14 protein-coding genes and 6 pseudogenes are annotated in these 25146 nt (G+C 60.3%); 7 read left to right on the plus strand and 13 right to left on the minus strand.

What is annotated here, in order from left to right; translation table 11 throughout:
• Positions 1-211 precede the first annotated feature (211 nt).
• Positions 212-556: an SAM domain-containing protein gene (locus IVB26_RS40005; protein WP_247973878.1), complete on the plus strand. Its 345-nt coding sequence runs from the start codon at positions 212-214 to the stop codon at positions 554-556.
• Positions 483-3566: an AAA family ATPase gene (locus tag IVB26_RS40010; protein WP_247973879.1), complete on the plus strand. Its 3084-nt coding sequence runs from the start codon at positions 483-485 to the stop codon at positions 3564-3566. Before IVB26_RS40005 ends, IVB26_RS40010 begins: the two co-directional genes overlap by 74 nt.
• Before the next feature lie 453 nt (positions 3567-4019).
• On the opposite strand, the gene IVB26_RS40015 is transcribed toward IVB26_RS40010, so the two are convergent.
• Positions 4020-7343, minus strand: coding sequence for an adenylate/guanylate cyclase domain-containing protein (locus IVB26_RS40015; RefSeq protein ID WP_247973880.1), 3324 nt, complete (start codon positions 7341-7343; stop codon positions 4020-4022).
• Positions 7344-7630: 287 nt separating this feature from the next.
• Here IVB26_RS40015 and IVB26_RS43615 point away from each other — a divergent pair.
• A pseudogene (locus tag IVB26_RS43615) lies at positions 7631-7784 on the plus strand (transposase); the annotation flags it as partial.
• Between the two features lie 2294 nt (positions 7785-10078).
• Here IVB26_RS43615 and IVB26_RS40025 read toward each other — a convergent pair.
• The 3 genes from IVB26_RS40025 to IVB26_RS40035 all read right to left on the minus strand — a co-directional run bounded on the left by IVB26_RS40025 (position 10079) and on the right by IVB26_RS40035 (position 12355).
• Positions 10079-10402: an H-NS histone family protein gene (locus IVB26_RS40025; RefSeq protein ID WP_247973881.1), complete on the minus strand. Its 324-nt coding sequence runs from the start codon at positions 10400-10402 to the stop codon at positions 10079-10081.
• Positions 10403-10784: 382 nt separating this feature from the next.
• A complete protein-coding gene (locus IVB26_RS40030; protein WP_247973882.1) occupies positions 10785-11786 on the minus strand; it encodes an ABC transporter substrate-binding protein in 1002 nt (333 codons plus the stop codon).
• A gap of 215 nt (positions 11787-12001) precedes the next feature.
• On the minus strand, positions 12002-12355 hold the full coding sequence (locus IVB26_RS40035) for a hypothetical protein (protein WP_247973883.1): 354 nt from the start codon (positions 12353-12355) through the stop codon (positions 12002-12004).
• Between the two features lie 606 nt (positions 12356-12961).
• Between IVB26_RS40035 and IVB26_RS40040 the strand changes: the two genes are divergently transcribed.
• Both IVB26_RS40040 and IVB26_RS40045 read left to right on the plus strand, forming a co-directional pair.
• Complete coding sequence (locus IVB26_RS40040; protein WP_060912872.1) at positions 12962-13153, plus strand: CsbD family protein; 192 nt, start codon at positions 12962-12964, stop codon at positions 13151-13153.
• A 624-nt stretch (positions 13154-13777) separates the two neighbouring features.
• Positions 13778-14122 carry a response regulator gene (locus IVB26_RS40045; protein ID WP_247973884.1) on the plus strand — a complete coding sequence of 115 codons (345 nt, stop codon included), beginning with the start codon at positions 13778-13780 and terminating at the stop codon, positions 14120-14122.
• Here the strand turns inward: IVB26_RS40045 and IVB26_RS40050 are convergent.
• From IVB26_RS40050 to tnpA, 4 genes and pseudogenes are all read right to left on the minus strand, one after another.
• Positions 14119-14453, minus strand: a pseudogene (locus tag IVB26_RS40050) (response regulator). The gene IVB26_RS40045 and the pseudogene IVB26_RS40050 sit on opposite strands and share 4 nt — an antisense overlap.
• Positions 14454-15014: 561 nt before the next feature.
• On the minus strand, positions 15015-16586 hold the full coding sequence (tnpC, locus tag IVB26_RS40055; RefSeq protein ID WP_247971077.1) for an IS66 family transposase: 1572 nt from the start codon (positions 16584-16586) through the stop codon (positions 15015-15017).
• 52 nt (positions 16587-16638) lie between these two features.
• Positions 16639-16992 carry an IS66 family insertion sequence element accessory protein TnpB gene (gene tnpB, locus IVB26_RS40060; RefSeq protein ID WP_137483046.1) on the minus strand — a complete coding sequence of 118 codons (354 nt, stop codon included), beginning with the start codon at positions 16990-16992 and terminating at the stop codon, positions 16639-16641.
• Positions 16973-17446 (minus strand): IS66-like element accessory protein TnpA, encoded by a 474-nt coding sequence (gene tnpA, locus IVB26_RS40065; RefSeq protein WP_247973088.1) that lies wholly within the window; start codon positions 17444-17446, stop codon positions 16973-16975. Before tnpA ends, tnpB begins: the two co-directional genes overlap by 20 nt.
• A 970-nt stretch (positions 17447-18416) precedes the next feature.
• Between tnpA and istA the strand changes: the two are divergent.
• Positions 18417-19907 (plus strand): annotated as a pseudogene (istA, locus tag IVB26_RS40070) (IS21 family transposase); the annotation flags it as partial.
• An 8-nt stretch (positions 19908-19915) separates the two neighbouring features.
• A pseudogene (gene istB, locus IVB26_RS40075) lies at positions 19916-20752 on the plus strand (IS21-like element helper ATPase IstB).
• 577 nt (positions 20753-21329) lie between these two features.
• Here the strand turns inward: istB and IVB26_RS40080 are convergent.
• From IVB26_RS40080 to IVB26_RS40100, 5 genes and pseudogenes are all read right to left on the minus strand, one after another.
• Positions 21330-22360: pseudogene (locus IVB26_RS40080) on the minus strand (IS110 family RNA-guided transposase).
• 96 nt (positions 22361-22456) lie between these two features.
• Positions 22457-22672: a hypothetical protein gene (locus tag IVB26_RS40085; RefSeq protein WP_247973885.1), complete on the minus strand. Its 216-nt coding sequence runs from the start codon at positions 22670-22672 to the stop codon at positions 22457-22459.
• Between the two features lie 88 nt (positions 22673-22760).
• Complete coding sequence (locus IVB26_RS40090) at positions 22761-23147, minus strand: Crp/Fnr family transcriptional regulator (RefSeq protein WP_247973914.1); 387 nt, start codon at positions 23145-23147, stop codon at positions 22761-22763.
• Positions 23148-23206: 59 nt separating this feature from the next.
• On the minus strand, positions 23207-24331 hold the full coding sequence (locus IVB26_RS40095; RefSeq protein WP_247973886.1) for a PAS domain-containing sensor histidine kinase: 1125 nt from the start codon (positions 24329-24331) through the stop codon (positions 23207-23209).
• Between the two features lie 4 nt (positions 24332-24335).
• Positions 24336-25122, minus strand: a pseudogene (locus IVB26_RS40100) (alpha/beta fold hydrolase).
• Positions 25123-25146 lie beyond the last annotated feature (24 nt).

The following is a 25146-nucleotide window of genomic DNA, read 5'->3' on the forward strand; positions in this document are numbered from 1 at the left end:
GGCTCGCTTCCGGGTTGATCCGCGGGTTCCAACGCTTCACGAGCCAAAAAAACGTGTCTCGTCCCATGGGGTGGAGTAAACTGGCTTTCTCATTCTGGTGCGACGGTCTGATCCGCGAGCGGCTCGACCGACGACGCACGGCTGACGGACCGGCGGACGTGACGACGGCTATGGCCAGTGGATGAGTGCGGCCAAATGTGCGGTGAATGGCATGGATATCTCTGCCTGGCTGCGCGGCCTCGGCCTGGAACGCTACGAGCAGGCATTCCGGGAAAACGCGATCGATGAGGCAATCCTGCCCAAGCTGACCGCGGAGGACCTCAAAGACCTCGGCGTGACGGCGGTCGGCCATCGCCGTATCCTCCTCGATGCGATTGCCGCCTTGCGAGCCGAAAACTTTTTGCAAGACGACCGAACGTTCGGTCGAGCCCGACCGTCCCGGCGGCAAGGCTCCCGAAGCCGAACGCCGCCAGCTCACGCTCATGTTCGTCGACCTCGTCGGTTCCACCGCGTTGTCGGCGCGGCTCGATCCAGAGGAGCTGCGCGACATCATTAGCACCTATCACCGCCGTTGCGCCGAGGTGATCACCGGGTCCGGCGGCTTTGTTGCCAAATATCTCGGTGACGGCGTGCTGGCCTATTTCGGTTACCCGCAGGCACATGAGGAGGACGCCGAACAAGCGGTGCGCGCGGGCCTCGCCTTGATCGAGGCCGTGGCGAAGCTCGATGCGGGCCAGGCGAGCTCACTGCAGGCGCGGGTCGGCATCGCCACCGGCCTCGTGGTCGTCGGTGATCTCCTCGGTGAGGGCGCCGCCCAGGAACAAGCGGTCATTGGTGAAACCCCTAATCTTGCGGCACGGCTACAGGGGCTTGCCGAACCGAACTCGGTTGTCATCGCAGACGACACGCGCCGCCTGCTTGGCGGTCTGTTTGATTATTGCGATCTGGGCACGTTGCCGATTGCGGGAATTGACTATCCGGTGCGTGTCTGGCGGGTGGTGGGCGCGAGCCTGGTCGGCAGTCGGTTCGAGGCCCTACGCGCCGCCAGCACGCCGTTGATCGGTCGCGAGGAAGAGATCGCATTGTTGACGCGGCGCTGGGATCGGGCCAAGGCCGGCGACGGTGCCGTCGTCCTGATCGTGGGCGAGCCGGGCATCGGCAAGTCGCGCATTGCCCAAACCCTGCTGGAGCAGTTGGGCGAGGCACACACGCGGTCGCGTTATTTCTGCTCGCCACATCATCAGCACAGTGCCCTTTATCCAAGCATCACCCAGCTCGAGCAGGCGGCCGGATTTCGGCGCGAGGATACGGCCGAGACCCGCTTGGATAAGCTTATTGCGGTGCTGGCTCTGGCCAACGAGGAGCTGAGCGAAGCTGTGCCGCTTTTGGCGGACTTGCTGTCGATACCGACCGGCGACCGCTACCCGCCGCTCAATCTCACGCCGCAGAAGCGCAAAGAGAAAACGCTTCATGTGCAACTTGCGCAGGTCGAAGGACTAGCGGCGCAGCAGCCGCTGCTGATGCTATGGGAGGACATTCACTGGAGCGACCCCACCACGCTGGAGTCGCTCGATCTGCTCATAGATCGAGCCGCGACAATGCGGGTTCTGATGATTCTCACCTTTCGACCCGAGTTCACGCCGCCCTGGGTCGGCCGTCCGCACGTAACGTTGCTCAGTCTCAACCGCTTGCCCCCTCGGCACCGCGCCGAGATGATCGCGCACGTAACCAGGGGCAAGACATTGCCCACGGAGATTGCAGATCAGATCATCGATCGGACCGATGGCGTGCCGTTGTTCATCGAGGAGCTGACCAAGTCAGTCGTCGAGAGCGGATCGATGACCGATGCCGGAGACCATTATTCCCTGGCCGGCCCGCTGGTTCCTTTGGCGATCCCGACGACGCTCCAGGCCTCGCTTCTGGCCCGGCTCGACCGATTGGCGCCCACTCGCGAAGTGGCGCAGATCGCAGCGGCGCTCGGGCGGCAGTTTTCTCACGAGCTGATCAGCGCCGTCGCCGAAATGTTGCCACCGCGGCTGGAGAGGGCTTTGGAGCAGCTCATGCGCGCCGAACTGGTGTTCCGGCGCGGGACGCCGCCTGATGCCACGTACACCTTCAAGCACGCGCTGGTGCAGGACGCCGCCTACAGCACCTTGCTGCGCACCCGACGGCAGCAACTGCATGGCCGGATTGCCAGCACGCTGGAACGCCAGTTTCCAGAGATTGCAGCGGCCCGGCCTGAGCTGATGGCGCAGCATTATGCCAGCGCTGGCATGGTTGAAAAGGCGATCGCGTATTGGGACCAAGCCGGGCGGTCGGCCGTCCAACGTTCGACGATGGCCGAGGCGGCTGCGCACTTTGGCAAGGCGCTCAACCTGCTCGTCAGCCTGCCGAAAAGTCCGGAGCGAGGGTCCGACGAACTTTCGCTTCGGCTCGCCCTCGCCGGGGCTCTGACGGCAGCCGAGGGATGGGCATCGCCTAAGGCCGCTGAAGCGTATGCCCGTGCCCGCGAGCTGTGCCGTGAGGCCCCGGCGGGAGCCCAGGCCGCGATAGCCCTGAACGGCGCCCACTCGGTCTTGCACAATCACGCCGAGATCCGCGCCGCTCATCAGCTCGCGGAAGAGTTTGCCGCGCTTTCCGAAGGCCGAAATGACCGCGACACCCAGCTGATAACGCACAAGTGCTTGGGCCTCAGCCTTCTGTTTCGCGGCGAATTCAACCGTGCGCTCCACCATCTGCAGCACGCGCTCAGCTTCTATGATCAGACTGAGCACCGACCTCCGAAGCTGACGCCCCACGATCAGCGCGTTGCCTGCGAGAGCTTTGTCGGATGGACACTTCTGCTGCTGGGACAAGCGGAACAGGCGCTGGCGCAAAGCAGACGCGCGCTGGCTTGGGCGCGCGAGCTGTCGCATCCTTATTCCTTGGCATTCGCTCTGCACGTCAACTGTGTCTTTCACCAAATTCGCGGCGACGGAGCGATCCTTGAGGAACGATCCGAGCAACTGGTGGCACTCGCCACCCAGCATGGTTTTCCGCACCTCGTGGGAACAGGGACCTGTTTCCGAGGATGGGCCACGCTCGCGATGGGAGGATCGATCGAGGAGGCCATCAGCAGGATGCGGTGGGGTCTGGCGACGAAGCGGGCGACGGGTGCCGAGATCAAGGTGCCTTACTATCTTGGTCTTCTGGCGGAAGCGCACCGGCGAGCGAACCGAACCGCGGAAGCGATCAGCCTGTTACATGAAGCCCTGGAGGTGGTCGAGCGAACCGACGAGCGGTGGTACGAGGCGGAGCTGTACCGGCTCATGGCGGGGGTGCTGATCACCACATCGGATCGACACGATGCCGAACGCTGGCTGTGCCGCGCGCTACGAACGGCGCAGCAACAGGACGCGAAGCTTTGGGAATTGCGCGCCGCCACCAGCATGGCCCGCCTTTGGCGCGATCAAGGCGAGCACACCGACGCCCGCGACCTGCTCGCGCCGATCTATGGCTGCTTCACTGAAGACTTCGATACGCGCGACCTGAAAGAAGCCGCCGCGCTACTCGCCGAGTTGGCCTAGAAGCCCCTATTAGCCTACGGCTCGGACGCTTACTGGTGAGGTGTCCGCAATGCCCAAACCTGTCACCGTCATCGCAGATACGTATGCTGCATCTACCAGCTGATGTGACCCGTCCCATGGCCCGAACGATGCAGCGGCGCGCCCAAGAGATTCGAACTCTGATCCCCGGATTTGTAGGCTGGTGTCCGGTCAGGGTTCGGACCGTCTTGGTCTGCGACTTCTGCTCCGGGTCAAAACCGGTAATACTCTGACCGAGCGGAATATTTCCGCTCAGCCGTCAAGACCGGACATCTGCGCGCTTATAAGTACACGCCCTAGGCCGTGTACCCATAAACCGGTGGCGTGATGCGACTAAAGCAATATCTGCTTTGCCCCTATAGCAACCGACTTCGTGCGGCAGCGCAATATGTCGCGATGGGCCAAGCTCGGAAGTCGCTAGACCATTGGACTGGCTCACGACGCCAAGTCGTCGAGCAACGCCTTGGCCTCTTTCAACTCGAGCGTGTCGAACCCTTCAGTGAACCAGCCGTAAACCGGAGCCAGCAGATCACGTGCCGCGGTGCGCTTGTCCTGATCGCGCCAAAAGCGGGCAAGGCTCATCGCTGCCCGGAGCTCAAGTGATTTCGCCCGTTGCTGCCGAGCGGTCTGTACGGACTTCAGCAGCCATGCGTTGCTCCCTCCGAGCTGGCCGCGAGATAATGCCATCAATCCTCGCAGCCGAGAGATTTCCGCATCCCACCAGTGCTCGCCGCTTTGTTCCGCAATGGCAGCAGCACCCGTCAGGGCTTCGGCTCCGCCGGGGTGGTTTCCCGTGCGACAAAGCACCTCGCAAAATAGCGCAAAGCTATAGGGAGCGTACTGGATCGTGCCTTGCTTCGCCGGATCAGCAAGCGCGGCGCGGTAGGAGGCAATCGCCGCCTCAATCGTATCTGGTGCCAACAATGCCCAGCCGCGGAGGACTCGTGGATCAAGCGGCAAGGCAACGCGCTTCTCAGCCGCTAGGGTCTCTGCGCTCTCAATGCACTGCAGCACCGAAGCTGAGTCACTTCGGAACTGGTGCAATATCGACGCATGCAGACGCGCCATAGCAAGGCTGAAGGGATGGTTCACCCGTTCCGCAAGCGCCAACGCGTCATTCACGCGAGCGAGCGCCGTGTCAGGGTAGCCGAGCAGCCAGGCGCTCCAGGCACCTAGCGTTCTTGCACAGACTCCGGGGTCGTGGCCGTAGATGTGTGCGTGCGTCCGGTGCTGCTCGAACTCATAAAGGGTTCGGCCCTTCTCGCAATGCTCCTGCGCCGGAGCAAGTTCGCCGCAGAAGAAATGTGTTGTCCAACACGTATGATGAGCTTCGAGCCGAAGGCCGACATTATTACTCTTTTCGACCAGGCTCAGGAGCCTATTTGAAAGCTGGCGCGCCGCATTCCAATCCGACGTGCGTCGGAAAGTCCACAACCCCCATATCGCGGTGAACTGAGAATCGATGTCCCCTATCTTATCGGAAAGCTCGTGCGCGCGAGCGTGCGCTTTTGCTGCTTCGGCCGAGGAGAAGCCGTTGGCGTTACTAAGAGACACGCCTTTAGCGAGTTGCAGCTTGATCTCCTGCCGATCGCGCTGCGCATCCAAGAGAGATGGCAGCAGGGACAAACCACGATCGAAATGACTGACCGCCTCGGCGTACGCGGAGCGGGAAGCCGCAAACTGGCCCGCTTTTAGCCATTGATCAGAGGCCCGTTCCGCCTGTCCGGCACCCGTCAGATGATGGGCCAGTATCTCGGGCTGCCGCTCGACCAGATCTGCGAAATGCTGCTCCAAGGTCGTGGCAACTCGTGCATGCAACTCCTGCCGTCTTCGGCGCAGCAGCGTGCCATAGGCCGCGTCCTGCACCAGAGCGTGCTTGAATAGATAGCTGGAATACGGAGGCACACCTTGCCGGAACAACAAGCCAGCGGAGATCAGACGGTCTAAGGCGGATGCCAACTCTGGCTCCGGCTTGCTCGCAACGGAAAAAAGCAGGGTGTAAGAGAACTCTCGCCCGATCGCGGAGCCGATCTGGGCCACCTCCTTGGCGGGCCCGAGCTGGTCGAGCCTCGCCATAAGCGAGGCGTGCAGGCTTGCGGGGACCGCCGCCGTAGGTGACGGAATATTGCCTGTAGTTCGCCGCGCTTCGCCCTCACTATTGGTCTCCAGGACCGCCTTCGTCATCTCCTCCACGAAAAGGGGAATCCCGTCGGTGCGCTCAATGATGTCCTGCCGCACGCTCGCCGAGATAAGCCGGTTGCCCACGATGTGATCAATCACCGTCTCGATTTCGCGCTGCGCCAGCCGATTGAGGGTGAGAGCAGTGACGTAGGGCCGCCCGATCCAGTGCGGGTCGAACTCTGGACGAAACGTCACAATCAACAGCACACGGTAGGTCCGAAGCCGGTCAACGACCCCGCTGAAAGCTTCCTGACTCGTGGGATCGGTCCAATGTGCATCCTCGACGATCATTAGCACAGGTGAGGAGCGCGACAATGCCTCCACCTGTGACCCGAGCGCTTCAAATGTCCGCTGGCGGTGCTGTTCGGAGGATACGTCGAGCGCCGCGTAGCGTCCGTCTTTTGGCAGTGACAGCATGTCGGCGAATAGCGCCGTATCCTCCAAAGAGGTTGAAGTCTGCGCCAATACTGTATCGAGCTTGTCCAGCTTTGTTTCCGGCGCGTCGTCATGCGCAAATCGTGCGGCCCGTTCCATCTGGCCGATGATCGGATAAAAAGCGCTGTCGGTATGCTGCGGCGAGCAGAAATAGCGCAATCGGGTATGCGGCTCGTTAGCGATGCTTTCCAGCAGCGCCGCCGTAAGCCGCGATTTGCCAATACCAGCCTCGCCGGAGAGCAGCACTACTTGGCCTTCACCACTCTTTGCCTTGGACCAGCGTCGCAACAGGAGTTCGAGTTCTTCGTCCCGCCCAACAAGCTCGGTCAATCCGTTCGCGTGCAAGGCCTCGAAGCGGCTTTCGACTGAAGCCGGCCGCAACGCAGCCCATGCCCCTACGGCGCCTGAGATACCTTTGAGTTCTTTCGGCCCAAATTCTTCAAGCTCGAACAGATTGCACAACAGCTTCCGAGTACTCTCCGCAATGACGACGCTGTTCGGCTCAGCAACGCCCTGCAAACGTGCCGCAAGGTTTGGCGTTTCACCGATTATGGCGTGCTCCTGAGAAGCGCCGGACCCGATGAGGTCGCCGACAACCACCAATCCCGTTGCGATGCCGATACGCGTCTGCAGGGGCGCACGGATATTCAGAGCACCTACGCCAGCCACCAACTCCAGCCCCGCCCGGACGGCCCGTTCCGCATCGTCTTCGTGCGCCTGCGGATACCCGAAATACACCAGTACCCCATCGCCCATATACTTCGCAACGAAGCCGCCGAACCGCTGCACTATGTCGGCGACGCATTTCTGATACGCGGAAATGATCTCGCGTAGGTCTTCAGGGTCCATGCGTGCTGAAAGTGCTGTTGAACCCACAAGGTCCGAGAACATCACGGTGACTTGGCGACGTTCGGCGGCATCTTGGGGCTTCAACTCGGCCGTAACGCGTTGAGCTACGGCAGGGCTCCCAAGCTCCTCGATAGCCGCAAGCATTATGCGCCGATGCCCGAGCAGCACTCCGATGTCCTTAAGGTCCTGATCAGTCAGATGGCGAAGTGCTGCGAAACCAATCCCGTTTTCAGCAAAACGCTGCGCGTACTCGGACATTCCGAGCTTTTCGAGCCAGTCGGCAATTTGCTGCATCGCGGCCCCTCCGGATTCGTGCAACCCACTCTGGACCGATAGGACCGAAAGTCTACCACGCGCGCCGACTTATTCCAGCGCCCGCCGCGAGGTTGCATGTCCGGTCATTTTCGACAGTTTGGCAGAGATTGAGGGCTGGTGATGTCCGCTCTTGTCCGTAAGCGCAGTACCAGGGTCGCGCCAAAAGCGTTGCGTTTGGCCGGACTGCCGTGATTCAAACTCTCGAACTGGGGGCTCGAATCATGCACTACGAACTCGCCGACTATGAATGGTCCGCCATCAAGCCGATGCTGCCGAACAAGCCGCGTGGCGTTCCTCGGGTGAACGACGGACGAGTCCTGAATGGCATCTTCTGGGTCCTCCGATCAGGAGCACCCTGGCGTGATCTGCCGACGGCGTTTGGCCCTTACGCCACTTGCTACAACCGCTTCGTCAGGTGGGGCGGGCCGGTGTTTGGAGCCGCATCATAGAAGCGCTTGCCACGGCCCAGGATGCTGCTGTCCAGATGATCGACACTTCCATTGTCCGCGTGCATCAGCATGGAGCCTGCATCACAACGCACCAGCGCCAATCGATGAGAAGGTCCCGCGGCGACTTGACGAGCAAAATCCATGAGGTGCGAGCATCGTTGGATGCAACGCAGACCGAGATGTCGCGCTAAAGCCGTCATTGCCAAAACACATCTCTGCCGCCAGCCAGTCGCGCACCGGTCGGTAGAGCGCTCAATGCGCGGGCACAAGACTGAGCGTACCGAGCGCAGGCTATGGGGCAGATAGCTTTATTGCTGCCATAGCTCTCTATCGAACCCGTTCACCCCAATCTGTTAGCCACCAGACCGCATCAAAAACGGATCCATGGACGTAGCTATTCGGTCCGCAACTTGCGTGGCGGCCGGCGTGGACCGTGGTTCGGTAGGCAGCGAGCCGAGAGAATTGACGGTCAGCCCGAGACCAGCGGCAAGAACAGCTATTACAATCGCGGAGAGATATTCGATCCTCATGGCGATGATCCTCCATCGCTGACGACAAGACAATTGTGTTCGTTGAAGATTAGTTCCGTTGCAGGCAGGTCCATGGCTGCGGGGAACGGCGAAAAACTTTGGCCGGACGTGAGGCGTTCTCCCGGCCAAACCGCTATACGCGGGTCTCTCAGAACATTTCGATCGAGGCGAAAAGCGCGATGTCGATTAGGACAGTGAGGCTCATGATGGCGACTGTGAGAATTGCTTCGCCCGGCGCCAGAGGGGTCATTAGCGTGCCTCGCATATTGCGAAGCCCCGACGCCCAATAGCCCGCCGAAGTCGGGAATGGTTCAGTTCCAAGCGGGTTAGGCACAAGATGCCTATCGCATTTCGAGTTCCTTGATCGCCAAAGCCGCAATTTGTGCCGGGGCGAGGACCTCCGTTTGCGCGATCTTGATGATCTTGCTTGCGACCATTTCCGTGAGCGGGTCGTCGCGATCCTTGACACAAAGCGTATGGAGCGCCTGCTCGTAAGCTGCCGTGATGCGGCTGACTATTTCCGCTTTAAGTCGGCGGTTTGTAATCGCAGGTAGGTAGACATTTCTTGCCTCCTCAGCCCACGCGGGAGAGCATGATAGCATGGGAACACGGTTGGCGATCGGAGGACGTGGGACGCTCGGAGCAGCGGTATCAGTGCAAAGCCAGGATCAAGGTGGCGTGTCGCACGTTACTACGGCGGCGGCAGGATTACTCGTGCACGGCAAGGAGGCGGTGCACGTCAAGGCCAACGGTGGCAGCCATGGCAGATACCCCTTCAACCGCGCCCGTGGTCCATCCCCCCGGTTTAGATCATCCGGAGCATCGCCGGGCGATCTGCAACGAGATTGGTGAGCAACTTCGCGACACCCTCACGGACGATCTCACCCCGCTACCATTGCGACTGGAAGGCATGGTGGAGCGACTGACCGAATTGGACAGTGACGCACCGTCGGCCGCGCCGGCTCGCCAGGACGATGCGCCCTCCCGGCCACTCTGGAAATTTGTGTCGGCGCTTTGGCGGGTCCTCCGAAACGGTCCTTGAGGCGCAGGTACGCGCGATCGCGCCGTTTTCAGGAGCGGATCACGAATCCTGAAAGCTTAAAGCTCGTTTCTTCGCAAGAGGTTGATTGTAGGAGCGGATGCGGATGACGCAGGCGACGACGCGCCGTCCGCGCGCAGGACCGCTTCGGGGCAGAAGCGGCGATCAACGAGTCCCCCGCTGTCCGGTTTACTGCCGGGACGCAACTATGGCCGGGACGTCGGTCAGTTACGGGCCAGAACCAGACCTTCGTTGCTGGCTTTCTCGCGGATCACAAGTAACGCACAGTATGCCGTATCGCTATCTCGACCTATCAAGCATCCTGCCGTCGTTCGATGCCCGGAAAGCAACATAGCACGGACGACATGGCAGGCGCCCTGCGCGGCTGCCATGGGGAGTGATCCATCTGGCCAAGCTGAAACGATCTCTCGTTCATCCACCATACATCCGACACGGCACAATACTTGCTACGGTGCGGGGAGGCGATGCGTGCGGAGTTGTTCCCAGATGGGACGAAAGGTCCGGGCTTCAAAGAAGCAGAAGCGTGTTACGCCGGACCTACTGATCCTGGCTGCTGAGCTTGAGAGGCTGAAGCGAAAGCGCGCATCAATCCCCGACCTCGAAAAACTCTGGAGCGAAGTGCAAGCACTCCGAGAGCAAGTTAGGAAAGCCGAAATCAGGCCGGCACTGAATCGGCTACATCGCGGCCCGGTCGATACGTAAGTCATCGATCCGTTTTCCGGACTTCAACAAGTTTGTTACCCAGCGAGGCTGCTTACCGCGCCCAGCCCAAGTCTCCGATCTATTTGACGGGTTTCGATACTTTGGAAGAATCTTGGGATAGCGCCGTCGGGCGCGAACGGTATGCGGCGCAACGGCGCCGCCGAGCTTAGCCAGCCGCTCCTCTAGCGTCTTTTGTTTCGCCGCAAGTTTTCCTGGGAGAATGGCCTCGGTCTGGCGGTAGAGATCCCAAAGCTGGTCGATCGACATCTGCGCCAGCATATCACTAGACAGTTTCATATCTTGCTTCCCTTCAGGAGAAGATCCCCGAAAATTAGGTTCCAACATTGGAACTTTTTTGAGGTTTTTTAGCGACTGATCTTCGTTAAATCGGTGGTCCTTCGGGGCACGACTAGTGTCTGAGACATATTGCTTCAGCAGCGGCCCAACGCACGCGGCCTACACAACATAATGGATCGTGATTGGGCCGCCTTTGATTTAACGCAAGACGATGCCCGCGTTCAGGGCGGCTCGATACGCTGGAGCCCGCAATGGTCAAAGGCTGCCTCAAGCCAGGCCGAATGCGCTGTTCGGCTCGCCACCCGAAAGCTGACACCTCAGTCGTCTGCGCGAAGGGCAGCCCGAGCCAATTCCGGACTCGTGCAACGCAGCAGAGGCGTCTCTATTCGATCACCTCGTCGGCGCGGGCGTGCAGCATCGGCGGGACAGTGATGCCCAATGCCTTCGCGGCCTTGAGGTTGATGACCAACTCGAATTTGGTCGGCTGCATAACTGGCAAGTCGGCGGGCTTGGCGCCCTGAAGAATTTTGCCGGTATAAAGTCCAATATGCCGGTACGCGTCGGCCAGGCTGATCCCGTAGCTCATCAGGCCGCCGGCCACGGCAAACTCTCGGAACTCGTAGATTGCGGGAACGGCGTAGCGCGCTGCCAGTGTGACGATCTGCTGGCGGTGAGCGTTGAAGAACGGATCGGCCGCGACAAGGAGAGCGTCGGCATGCTGGTCGGCCAGGATCGCGAAGGCCCTGTCGAGTTCCGGCTCGTTGTGTGCCCTTAGAACGTGAATCTTCCGCGCGAGGCTTTGCGCAGCCGTGTTCGCTTCCGTCAACTGGGTGTTGGCGCCGGGGGTACCCGGATTGACCAGCATGGCGATGGTCGCGGCGTTTGGCACCAGGTCGTGCAGCAGGTCCAGCCGCTTGGCTTCCAAAGAGTTGGTCATCACATGAACGCCGGTGGCGTTTCCGCCGGGTCGGTTTAGGCTAACAACAAGGCCCAGCTCGACAGGATCAGTGGCTGAGGAAAACACGATCGGAATTGTGGTGGTCGCAGCCCTTGCGGCTAGCGCCGAGGCGCCACCGCCGGTCGCAACAATCACAGCAACCTTGCGCCGGACCAGATCGGCAGCCAGCGCGGGCAAGCGATCATTGTGATTCTCGGCCCAGCGATATTCGATCACGAGGTTGTGGCTTTCGATAAACCCGGCTTCCTTCAGGCCATCGCGGAACGCGGCTACGGGGCGGGCGATCACATCAGGCGACAGGTTGTTGAGGAATCCAATGACCGGTGTGGCCGGCTGCTGTGCGCTTGTCGAGAGCGGCGCGACGACGATGGCCGCTCCCATCAAACTTATAAAACACCGGCGCCCAATCATGATCGCTCCGATCATGTCATTTCCGATTTCGGCAGTGCGCGACGTGCCATCATAGCCACTGAAATGATGGGATTAAAGGTTGGTGATGTCGGGTCCGGGTCAAAGGCTGCTCTCGGCAGCTCCATGAAGCTTATTTCGCTCAGCCCTCGATAGCGGACACTGCGAGCCCGACCGGAGACTATCAAGAATGGCTGCAACGCCAAGACCGAGGCCGACTTGCAGCATGGGTCTTACTTCTTCTTTAGAATGCCAATATCGGTGTTGCCCAAGTTCTCTATGGCGCGTTCGGCGGCGGGCGTATCCACAGCGTTGTCGTGGGAAGTTGGGGCCGGACTAACGGAGGAAGCATCCGCGTCGCCGGTCGCTGCGTGGCTGAGCGCGTTGCCGAGCTTGGGACCGGAGGAGCCTCTAGTGCCGCTGATGGCGTGCCCGGTCGATAACGTGCTGCCCGCATAGCCGGTAGACCCAACAGCCGCAGTTCCACTGGCCGCCGGGCCACCGCTGCTCGATCCACCCGTACTCTGGGCCAAGGCGAGCGAAGAGCCGCTGATGAATAGAATCAAAATAACGGCGATGTGGTTCATTTAGCGGTCCTTTAAACCGCTCAATGAGCTGCACGTCAGATAGTTCCGTGGCGCCGACCTCTCCCCCAGATCGCTTGCTGAACGTGGTGCGTCTGACAGACCCCAGCGCTGGCGACGGCTGGGCTCGCCCCTGAAAGGCGAGCATGCGCTTGTCATGCTTCGCAGGCGAGCCGGTCGGCCCGGACGTAGATCCTCTCTCGCGACTTGCTCCCCATGCGCACGTCAAAGCTCTACGGCGTGCCATAGGCAAATTATCAATCCGTCGGGAGCGGCCCCGGAGCGCCATGCTGCGCGTCGTCGGTGTGGATACATGTGCAGTCTGGTCAACAAAAAGGCCGCCAACTGAGGCGGCCTTACAATTGAGAAACTAGCAAGGTGACACACGCGATCAGTGTTGCTGTACTGAACGTCACGACCACGAGAGCCTATTCACTGCGGGCTTGCAGCTCTTTGTCATCCATATGGCTCAACGCCGGTTCGCGCCGTGGGTTTCAAGTCGGCGGTCTTTGACCCAGCGAATTCAGTCCACTTCGCCTTGAAGCTGCGTCCCGAGGAACCACTGCGCACTTGTTGGGCTGGTCAACCGGACAGCAAAGGAACACGATCATGGACCGCGAACACGTGAAGGGCGCTGCGGACAAAGCAAAAGGCGCCATCAAAGAAGGTGCTGGTAAACTTACTGGCGACAAAGACATGGAAACCGAAGGCAAAATCGATAAAGCCAAGGGGTCCGCCCACAACGCGGCAGGAGATGTGAAGGATGCGGCGCGGGACGCCGCTGACGCCCTCAAAAAATAACGACGATTTAGACAAAGCGACTAGCCGCCTGCGGGCGGCCATTTTCTTCGGCAGGACTACTCTAGGTTGGAGACAGGAGGCCGCCAAGTGAGGCGACCTACTCTTGGTCTCGCTTGTTCGGCTGATCCCAAAAAACGCTTCTTGCAGTCGAGACACCGAAAGATAGCAATCGGCCCGTCCGGAGAACCAACAACGTCAACGAAGTGCATGGGCTTATGACACGCCGAGCAGGTCGGCAGATGCTTGGTTGGTTGCTTGGTTTCCTGCTCTTGCTTCGCCATCCCGCTGGAACGCGGCGACAGAGGCAGTGGCTTCTACGCTGATCAGGAACCGAAACGAACTGAGCTTCTAGGCTAGTGATGAGCTAGAGAGGTCGCCAACTGAGGCGCCTCACTCCCGCGAGCCTATAGACCTCCGTGGTCCGAGGTTGAGTTCCTGAAACAGCTTTTGCTGCTTTGCAGCGAGACCCGCTGGGTTCGGCCGCCAGGAACAGCCACGAGAACTAGTGTCAACGCCTGACTGGGCTTAGCTAAGGCCAGCCACATCTGCTTCATTGGGCCGCGCGTCGTCTGAGGTCCCGGAACCCTCGAAAAACACAAAGGTTAATCAACTGAGGAGCCGGCTATGAAACACACTGTTTTGGTCGTCGATGACGATGCCGACGTGCTGGACGTGATCGCAAGCATGCTTGAAGAACTGGGTTGCGACGTGGTCCGCGCAAGCAGCGGCGTCGAAGCATTGGACACGTTGACGGGCAATAAGAAGATTTCCATTTTGATAACGGACATCAACATGCCAAGCATGGATGGACATGAACTCGCCGAGCGGGCCATACGCATCCGTCCGAAGCTGAAAATTCTGCAACTATCGGGTCGCGAAAGGAGGCGGGATGGTTTTCCTATGATCAGGAAGCCGTTTTCTGAAGATGACCTTGCCCGCGTCATACGAGAAACGACGGGGGTTTGTTAGCGCTTTAGGGAAAGCAGACAGCGCTCAAGTTCTTCGATCTGAAATGGCTTGCGAAGAGTTGGGTGATCTTTGTATTTGGCTGGAACCCCGTCCGCACCATACCCAGTCGCGAAAACGAATGGGATGTTCCGGCTTCGCAACGCTTCTGCGATAGCCTCGGCGCCAAGCCTCACGTCTAAGAAGCTATGTCAATCTCCGCTTCGGAGGCGAGCGCCACGCCAGTCTGCAGATCGCCAGCTTCCCCAGCAATCTTATGACCAAGCTCGACAATCATGTCGGCGATCATCATTCGAATAAGTGCTTCATCTTCAACCAAGAGCACTGAAGCCATAAGCACCTCGTCGGCTACCCTGCCCGACCCGTCCATTTGAATGCTTCGGCAAAGGTGGCGAAGCCCCACGGCGCGAAGCTCCGCGAGCGAATGTTGACCGGTTTGCGCAGCTTCCAAAAGCTGCTCCGCGATCCTCTTGCGAAGCTCGTGGTCTCCGCCGTTAGGAGTTGGCGGCACACCTCGTCGAGCACCACTTCCAAATTCGCCCTAACACCGTCCGCTAGACCATGGTCCCTCGTCTACGTTCCAACTTTGGAACCTATGTTGATCCGGCGCGCTCCGGTGTCAAGGTGAGCAAGCTCTAAGTTGCGGTGCAGTATAGGAGGGAGGTAGCCATGAGTGAACGTCGGCGTCGTATCAAGCATACGAAACGTTCAAGGAATCCTCATGGATGGGGCTGCCAAGTGTCGAGAAGCGGCAGAGCGACTGCCACCCGGTCGTGAGCGTGAGCTTCTGATGAAGCGAGTGCAACAAGCTGAAAAAACGTAAGCGCGATTTTCCCCGCACGATGACGCCGGCGGTTTTGATGGATTGCCCTAGTATCGGGCGATACCGGGCCGTTCAGGCAGTGGCGGCTTTGTGGAAGTTGAAGGGCAGCAGGTCGGTAATATCGGCGTCGCCGGCGCGCTGAGGCGATTCGGTGAGGACGTGGCGCAACCACGCTAACGGCTCGACACGTGAGGCGCGGCAGGTCAGCATCAGGCTGTAGACGACGGCACTGGCCTTGGCTCCGTCCACGGTATCGCTGAACAACCAACTCTTCCTGCCAGTTGCAAAAACCCTGATGTCGCGCTCCAGAAGATTGTTGTCGATCGGCATGCTGCCGTCCCCGGTGTAGCGCGTCAGATATTCCCATTGGTTTCGGGTGTAGGATACGGCGTCGCCGAGCTTGCTGTCAGGCAAGACCTTCGGGGCCATGTCATCGAGCCATACCTTGAGAGCATTGAGGATGGGGACACTATGTTGCTGGCGGAAGCGGCGAATGCAGTCGGCCTGTGTTTCACCCTTCTCCGGTATTCCGTCCCGCGCCTGCCTTTCAACCCGGTAGAGCTGGTCGAAGAACCGCAGCGCCTGCTCGGGCGGACCGCCGCCCTTCTTCCTCGCCCTGAGGGCATCGACAAAGCGCCGCCGGGAGTGGGCCATGCAGCCGATGTGGGTGGCCAGTTCCAGCGTGCGCCATGCGGTATAGCCGTCACTCATCACGATGCCGCGGTAATCGCCGAGGAAGGCCTGCGGGTGGATTTGGCCGCGGCCCGGCTGATAATCCAGAAGAACGATGGGCTCGTGACTGCCCTTGCCGCTGCGATAAGCCCACATATACGATGTGCTGGTGGCCTTTTTGTCCTTCTCCTTGAGGACCTGAACCGTCGTCTCGTCGCCATGGATGAGAGGCTGCGATCTGAGCCGCAGCTTCAGGGCGTCATAGATGCGGGAGAGATGTTTCTCGCTCGAGCCGATCACCCAGCGACCCAAAGCGCCGCGGCTGACCGGAACACCGGCGCGTTCGAAGGCCTGCGCCAGGCGGTAGAGCGGCGTGCCATCGACATATTTATGAACCAGCGCGAACGCCAGCGTTGAGGCCGTGGCAACGCTGCCCGGCAGCGGCTGCGTCGGCATCGGCGCGGTCACGACAGGGGCGTTGATCCCGGTGCGATCGCAATGGCGGCACGCATATTTGAAGCGTACGTTCTGTAAAACCTTCGCCTTCACCTCGATATGAAGTTGCTCGGTGACAGCCTCGCCCATGCGATGCATCTGGCCACGGCAGCAAGGACACGCCTTCTGATCGTCGGGCAGGTCATACTCGACGCGCTCACGCGGCAGGTTCGCCGGCAGCGGCCTGCGGCCGCGCTTCTTTCCCGTTGTGTTTTCGACGGGTGGCAAGCCCGTGTCCGGAAGTTCGGCGATATTGTTCGTTTCACTGCCGGCGTCATCCTCATCGGCGGCCTGCTCGGCTTCATTGAAGAGACGATCGACGTGCTTTTCGCTGCGTGGCGCAAAACGATGCAGGCGTGCCAGCGCCAGTTCTTCCTCGAGTTTGACGACGCGGTCGGCGAGTTGATGGTTATCCGCCTGCAGCGCAGCAATGCGCGCCAACAGCACTTCAACACTCGGATCGCCGGTTCGATTCATCGGATTCTTGAATCTGAACCGTACCGACGCGTCAACCGCTCAACTCGAGAGCTCAGCCGGCAACCTGATATTGCCGCACCGGATGGCGGACCATCGCATCGATATCGATGCCGTCAAGGATCCAGTGCAATTGCTCGGTCGTCAGCGTGACGACCGCCTCCTGGCGGCGCGGCCATCGGAACTTGTCCTCGGTCAGCCGCTTCAGGACCAGCACAAAGCCGGACCGGTCGAAGAACAGCAACTTCATCCGGTCGCAACGGCGATTGCAGAACGCAAAAACCGCCGGAGTGAATGGATCGAGCGCCATCGTCTCCTGGACCAGGACCGCAAGGCTGTTGATGCCAGCCCGGAAGTCGATCGGCTCACGGTGCAGATAGACCTGCAGGTCACCGCCCAGTCTGAACATGGCCCAGTGCTCCGATGATCGCCGTCAATGCATCCACATCGCCGCATTCCAGCGCGAGCTTCACGCCGTTCGGCAGCGACACGCTCACTTTGGCCGGAGAACAAAAAGCTGGAGTCCCTTTGGGTTCCGAACCACGCATTTCATCGCAAGTCGCCGGCAAATCCACCGTCGCCACGCTGTCTTGCCGCGACAGGGCTCGATCGGCGGACCCCTCAAGCTGAACCGGGATGAACGCCGGGCGTGAGGACGGCGGCAGCGACCTGGTGGCGGTGTGCTTCTTGATCCACTTCCGAAGGAGGTTCGCGTTGACCCCATGTTCGAGTGCAAGCCTCGATACCGAAACCCCAGGCTCAAGGCAGGCCGTGACAAGACGCTCTTTCGATGCCGCCTCGTAGCGCCGGCGACCGTTCCGGCCAACAAGCCTGACCCGCAGTTTCTGATCATCCGCTGCCATCACAAGGTGTCCACCTATTTTGGTGGACACCTCATGCATCAGAGCACTCAAAAGCAAAAGGTGCGGAGAAATTCGCGCTTACGAAAAAACCGCGCAGATCAGCGACTGGTTAAACCCAGGCCCGGCACCTTCGCTCGGCGGTCTTCTGAAGATCTCTTGATCCGCGCAATTTGTTGCATGCGATCTGCGTAAGCCGAGAAGCGGATGCCAGTTGTGGGTCACGAGCGGCCGTTCCACGGTCGCACGAGACAGACCTGTTCACGCCCGCGCTCAGTATTCCAGCGCGCCAGCGCGCACGGCCGCGCGTCTGGTCCTGCTTGAAAGGCGCTAAAACCTACAGCCCAAAGCCCGGGCCAATCTCCCGCATAAGCCTGAGCGCGGCGGCAGTATTGCGGCCATAGAAGAGTGCCTGATCAAACTGAGAAAAGATGCCCATTTCGAATAGAGCTATAGCAACGCCTCTAAGCATGGTTGTGGACCGGGTTGAACGATGCCGCGCAAGTTCAAAAACGGCCCCAGCCGCAGATGTTCGGTCCGATCAAGGAGCCGCGCCATCCTATCATTTTTCGAGAGGCTGGCCCCTTGATCTCACGCAGCGGATGCGAGTCGGCTTACTGCCCGCAAGACCTACGTTTCAGTTGCTGCCTCCGCCCGTTAGGCGCGAAAGCCGGTCACGACGAACGACTCTCGGGTAGGCGCTATTTTCCACTCGGCGCGTTCCCCGTTGTAGTCGCCGTGGTCCCCGCTTGTTGCGGCTGCGGCGGCGGTGCCTTAGGAGCCGACGTCAGCATACGAATCCTCCATTGCCCATTCTCACGAACATCAAGAGCAGTCCAAATAGCGCTTATTTCTAGGGGTGTCATTCGGCCTGCAATATTGACCCCCTAAGCCGGGGGATCGGCGTCCAAAATTGACCCCCTACAGGTTGGTCTTTGCGCTGCCTGCTTCGTAACAAAGCAGGTGGTGGAGGATGCTGGTCGTGGAGACGATTGCGCGGATTCGGCGCGAGCACTTCATCAAGGGCAAGACGATCAAGGAGATCGCCCGTGATCTGAAGGTATCACGGAACACGGTCCGGAAGGTTCTGAGGTCGGGAGAGACCTCCTTCGAGTATGAGCGGCAAGTGCAGCCGCGACCAAAGCTCTGACGATGGTCAGTCGAACTTGACGGGCTGCTTGCGGCGAACGTGACTAAATCAGCTCGTGAACAGCTGACGCTGATCCGGATCTTCGAGGAGCTGCGCGGGCGGGGCTATGACCGCGGCTACGATGCCGTGCGGCGTTACGCCAGGCGGTGGAGCAAGGAACGCGGGCAATCGACCGCAGCGGCCTATGTCCCGCTGAGTTTTGCGCCAGGCGAAGCCTACCAGTTCGACTGGAGCCATGAGGTGGTGCTGTTGAGCGGAACCACCGTGGTCGTGAAGGTCGCTCACGTTCGGCTCTGCCACAGCCGTATGCTGTTTGCCCGGGCGTATCCGCGAGAGACGCAGGAGATGGTGTTCGATACTCATGACCGGGCGTTCGCGCTGTTCAAGGGCACCTGCACCCGCGGCATCTACGACAACATGAAGACCGCCGTGGAGACGATCTTCGTCGGTAAAGGGCGTCTTTACAATCGCCGGTTCCTGCAGATGTGCAGCCACTATCTAGTCGATCCAGTCGCCTGCACGCCAGCGTCTGGCTGGGAGAAGGGGCAGGTCGAGAACCAGGTCGGGCTGGTCAGGGAACGCTTCTTCACGCCGCGGCTGCGGTTCAAAAACCTCGACGAGTTAAACGCCTGGCTACTCGACAAATGCATCGCCTACGCCAAGGCTCATCGCCATCCGGAGCTGGCCGATCAGACGATCTGGGACGTGTTCGAAGCCGAACGCCCCAAACTCGTTCCCTATGCCGGCCGGTTCGACGGCTTCCATGCGGTGACGGCATCGGTCTCGAAGACCTGCCTGGTGCGCTTCGACAACAACAAATACTCGGTAGCAGCCAGCGCAGTCGGACGACCGGTCGAGGTTCAAGCCTATGCCGATCGCATCGTGATCCGTCAGGATGGACGCATCGTTGCCGAGCACCCGCGATCCTTTGGCCGCGGCGATACCGTCTAAGACCCTTGGCATTTTGTGCCGGTGCTCGCCCGCAAACCCGGCGCCTTGCGCAACGGTGCTCCCTTCAAGGACTGGGTGCTGCCGGCCGCGATCGAGCGGATCCGGCGCAAGCTTGCCAGCACCGACGATGGCAATCGGCAGATGGTCGACATCCTCAACGCGGTGCTGACTGACGGTCTGCCCGCGGTGGAAGCGGCCTGTGCCGAAGCGCTCGGTCATGGCGTCCATTCCGCCGATGTCGTGCTCAACATCCTGGCTCGTCAACGCGAACCCACCCCACCGGCCAACATCATGACGCCGGCCGCACTGACGCTCCGCCATGCGCCGATCGCCGATTGTGCCCGCTACGACAACCTCCGGAGGACCATCTGATGGAACGAACCCAAATCTTCGACCTCATGGGCGAGCTCAAGCTCTACGGCATGAAGGCTGCCTTCGACGAGATCATGGCAACTGCCGTCAAGCGCCAGCACGAACCCCAGCGCATTGTCGGCGACTTGCTCAACGCCGAGATCAACGAGAAGCAAGCCAGGTCGATCAAATACCAGCTCACCATTGCCAAGCTGCCGTTGGCCAAGGACATCGCCGACTTCCAGTTCGACGGCACGCCGATCAATCAGACTCTCGTCAATGATCTCGCTGGCGGCGGCTTCATCGCCCAACAGCGCAACGTCGTGCTGGTTGGCGGCACCGGCACAGGCAAACCCACCTGGCCATTGCCATCGCCAGAAGCTGCATCCGATCCGGAGCTCGCGGCCGCTTCTTCAACGTCGTCGACCTCGTCAATCGCCTCGAGACCGAGACCCGCAATGGACGGCAAGGTCGGCTCGCCGAGCATCTGACCCGCATGGACTTCATCGTGCTGGATGAACTCGGCTATTTGCCCTTCGCCCAATCCGGTGGCCAGCTTCTCTTCCACCTCGTCAGCCGGCTCTATGAGCGCGCCTCCGTCATCGTGACCACCAATCTCGCATTCGGCGAATGGCCGACCGTGTTCGGCGACGCCAAGATGGGCCACCGCGCTGCTCGACCGGTTGACCCATCACTGCGACATCGTCGAGACCGGCAACGATAGCTGGCGGTTCAAAAGCCGAGACGACGATCACGCCACCCGCGCTCGTCTCGCCTCCTATCCCGGCCAGCTCCGACGAGACGAGCGCTACCAGCAAACCCCGCCGCGCAAAGGGGTCAAAATTGGACGCCGATGAGGGGTCAAATTTGCAGGCCGATTGACACGCGAGCTTTCGTAACCGCCAGCATTGGACTGAGTGGCTCGCACCGATGGTGTCCCGTCCTCCTTCTTCGCATGAATGCTGAACGTCATCCCATCCTCAAAAGGGAAAGGTCGGCTGGCGTTGCGCCGCTCTGAGGACTATTCACCACTGGATATGACAGTCACACACTGACTTACGACAGCTTGGTCACTGCAAGGGTCGATTCGGTGTCACGACTGAATGACCATTGTCTCAAATGGGTCAGAAGCGGCCCTCTGCGGGCATCGCCGGGAAGGTCAACTACGGGCCATGTGTGGACGGCTCCGGGTTGGCAAGAAGAATCTTCACGTCGCAGTATTGGTCGGAGCAGCCATGTGTTCGGCCTTTTCGCGCGGTACACGTGACCGCTGGCCATAATGCCCTCCGCGGATCAGGTCCCGGTCAACAGCACGCATTCGATGATGCCCTGGCCCGTGTGGGTTGTCCTGATCGCCGGATCGACCGGCACTGCATTACGTGCTGTTCGCCTCCCAACCGTTACGTCACGCCGGCGATGTCGGCGCGATCTCGTTTAGGCCGCCAGCGCGGCCGGCTCCTGATAGCGTTCGTTCCTGGCCATCATTGCCCAAGCCATCCTGGCGAGCTTATTGGCGAGCGCAATGGCGGCAACCTTGGTCGGCCGCCGCGCCAGCAGTCCAGTGAGCCAAGGCCGGTGGCCAGTACCATGGATCTTGGCATAGCGGATCACGGCGAGTGCGCCAGCCGTGAACAGGCTGCGCAAATAACGGTCGCCTTGCTTACTGATGCTGCCGAGCTTGTCCTTGCCCCCGCTCGAGTTCTGCTTTGGTACGAGCCCGACCCACGCTGAGAAGTCCCGCCCCGATCGAAAGGCCTTGGGATCAGCAATACTGGCAACCAGCGCTGTTGCCAGCGCCGGCCCGACGCCCGGGATCGCATCCAGCCGTTTGCTCGTCGCATTTGAACGATGCCAGGCGATGATGCGGCGGTCAAACTCAAGGATCTGAACTTTCAGGGCGCGCAATTGACCACCGAGAGCAGTAAGACATGCTCGGGCCACCTCGGGCAGACGATCGTCGGCTGGATCAGCGACAACTTCCAGCAATTGCTCGACACCTCGGCGCCCGACAGGGGCAACGATCCCGAACTCGGCAAGATAGGCACGGATCGAGTTGATCACTGCTGTCCTTTGACGGATGAAAAGATGGCGCCCTCGATGCAGCATCAGGCAGCTCTGCTGCTCGACTGTCTTGGTCGGCACAAATCGCATGTTGGGTCGCGTGACCGCTTCACAGATCGCCTCCGCGTCCATCGCGTCGTTCTTCTGCCGCTTGACGTAGGGCTTCACATAGGCCGGAGGCATCAATCGAACCGTGTGCCCCAACGCCTGCAGCTCGCGCGACCAATAGTGCGATGATGCGCAAGCCTCGATCCCCACCAGGCATGGCGGCAACTTCTGGAAAAACGCCAAGACGTGGCGGCGCCTCAACTGACGGCGTACGACCACTTGGCCGGCTGCATCAACGCCGTGCACTTGGAAGACCGACTTCGCATATCAAGACCAATCGTCGAAATTGACTGCATAGGCTGCTCCTCCGAATCGTGGGAACCTCAAAACAGCACCCACTCCTTGGCACTCTCGTGCCGGTGGAGGAGCCGTCCACAGCATCAACAGCGGACTCACGGTGCAGGCGTTCGGGCGATGGAAACCTTAATAGTCACGGTGCCAATTGCCTCGTCCGATGAGGCCGTCAGAGTGAGGGGTTCTCTCACATCCTGCTGGTCGCGGGCGAGCAACAGCGCAGTCTGCGCGGCCTCTTCGACGGCCGCCTCAGCGTCAAACTCGACCCCCTCTTGATCGGGAGGGTCCCCGAGTTGAGAGAAATAAAAGCGCATGGCTGACTAAAGCTCTTATGGAAGAGGGAACGTTCCTAGTCAGGTACAGATAGCTCTCGTCGAAACCCGACGCTTGGACGACTTCTCATCATAAATCCTCGATAGTCACAAAGTTCTTCTGGAGGTCGAGAACCCGCTCTGCACGGCTTGCCTGCAAGACTCTGTTGACATGAACCGTGCTTAATCCAAGCGCTTCCCCCAGCTCAGATTGCGTCACTGGAAACTCGAACTCTTCTCCGTTCGACAGCCCAACTGCGGCCATCTGCTGCCGCAACTCCGCGAGAAGGTGCGCCATACGTGCGGCGGCTGGTCGCACCCACATGTTGACGATCCACTCGCGGAAGATAGCAACGTCTACCAGCGTTTCCCGCCACAGCGCCCGGCACTCGAACGCCGATGATTGTTCCAGGGTTCGTCGGCCGGCAAGCGCCAAGATGGCAGCGAGCCCGCCGAGATAGGGCGCAACTTGGATCATCACGGAGCTAACGAGTGGGGTGGTCGACAAAACTAGCCAGTTTGCATGCCATTAGAACTTCACCCCTCTGCCGACAGGGGCATGGTGAACATGAACCGAGTTTCCTCACTCGTCGAACTGACCGTCAATTCGCCACCGTGCGCTTTGGCGATCTGGGAGGCGATGTAGAGGCCTAGTCCAAGTCCTTGCCGGCTGCCGTGAGCGTTCCCGCGGAAGAAGGGCTCGAACAGCTTGTCCATCGCGGCTTGTGGGATCGGCTGGCCAGCGTTGGAGACCCAGAGCTCGAATGAACTCTCGCCTGTTTCCGCGTGAACGATTACGGGCTTGCTCGACGCTCCATGCGTGAGGGCGTTTCCGACGAGGTTAGACAGCATCTGCCCAAGCCGCTGGCCATCACAGTTCACGGGTCGCCCGATCTTGAACTGGGCGTCGATGACTCGGCCGGGCGAGGCCAGTCTCAGTTCGTCTACGACGCCCATGAGCACCGGCTCCAGCGGTTTTCCGACATCGCGGTTCAGTCCGATCCCGCCGCCCAGCCGGCCACGGGCAAGATCAAGTACGTTGTCGATCAGTCCTGCCATTCGCATGACGGTGGTCTGCATCATGGCGATAACCTGCCGCTCTTTCTCGGTCTGCACACTCCTGTCGAGGATACGGACACCGGCACTGATCGAAGCGAGCGGATTGCGCAGGTCATGCCCGAGAACCGCGATGAACTGCTCTCGGAGCTCCGAGGTTTCGTGCTCTCGTTGCAAATTGACCTCGGCAGATCTTTCGCCTGTTTTAGCTGCCTCACGGGCTCGAAGAAGCTCCTGTTCGTAGCGGCGCCGATCAGCCGCTCTGATGAGCACCAGGCGGATGGAAACGGGTTTGCCGTCGGCGTCCCGACGCTCGGTTGCGTTAGCGATCATCTGGAGCGGCTGCCCGTCCGCCTTGATGACGTCGATGGCGAATTCCTCGAACGAACCTTGCATTCGCAATAGCGGCGCGATGTGAGTTTCGTAATAGATGCGCCCCGCCATGGTCAGAAAGTCGCTGAAGCGCTTTCCGATCATCTGGTACGCGGCATAACCGCTCCAGCCGGACAAAGTTTGATTCACATACTCCAGCCGGCCGCCGGGCGACAGCGAAACGTAACCGCAAGGGGCGTTCTCGACCATGTCGGTGAAGCCGAGCGAGACCATGCGGTCACACGAAGGTTCGCATCGCGGACACCACTTCTTCCGGTGCGCTGAGGTTCGGACAATGACCGGTCGCCTTGAGAACGATCATCCGGCTGTTCGGGATGGTGCGGTTGACGAAGTCGCCGACCACCTGGCTGGCGATAATGTCCTCGCTGCACTGAAGGACGAGTGTTGGCACGGCCACGCGGGCAAGGTCCTCGCGATTGTCCGAGGTGAAGGTCACGCGAGCGAATGCCTTGGCGATTTCGGGATCAGTTCGGCAGAAGCTGTTGGTCAGCTCCTCGCCGAGCTCGGGGCGGCCCGGGTTGCCGATGATCATCGGCGCCATCTGCGCGGACCAGCCCATGTGGTTGGATTCCAGAAATTCCAGCAATTCGTCGATCTGCTTTGCGCTGAAGCCGCCGGTGTATCCCTCGTCGTCAATATAGCGGGCCGAAGGGCCGATCAGCACCAGCTTGCCGAACATGCCCGGCGCCTTTTCGGCCGCCATCACGCCGATCATGCTGCTCACGGAATGGCCGACGAAGACGGCGCCCGAAAAGTCCAGCTCGCGGCCGATCTCCACGACGTCGGTCGCGTAGCCTTCAAGGCTCGAATATTTGGCTCTGTCGTACGCGCTTAGATCCGAACTCCCGGCACCGACGTGGTCGAACTGTCCGGAAGTCCGCTTCGAAAGACGGAGCCACGAAGCGCCACATGTTCTGGTCGCAGCCGAAGCCATGGGCAAACATCATCGCTTTTGAGCCGAGACCCCGAATATGCACGTTGTTTCGTTCGAGTACTTTCGACATGGACGATCTTGTGTTCCCTTGCGC

Source organism: Bradyrhizobium sp. 195 (assembly GCF_023101665.1).
In the GTDB taxonomy this organism is placed as follows: domain Bacteria; phylum Pseudomonadota; class Alphaproteobacteria; order Rhizobiales; family Xanthobacteraceae; genus Bradyrhizobium.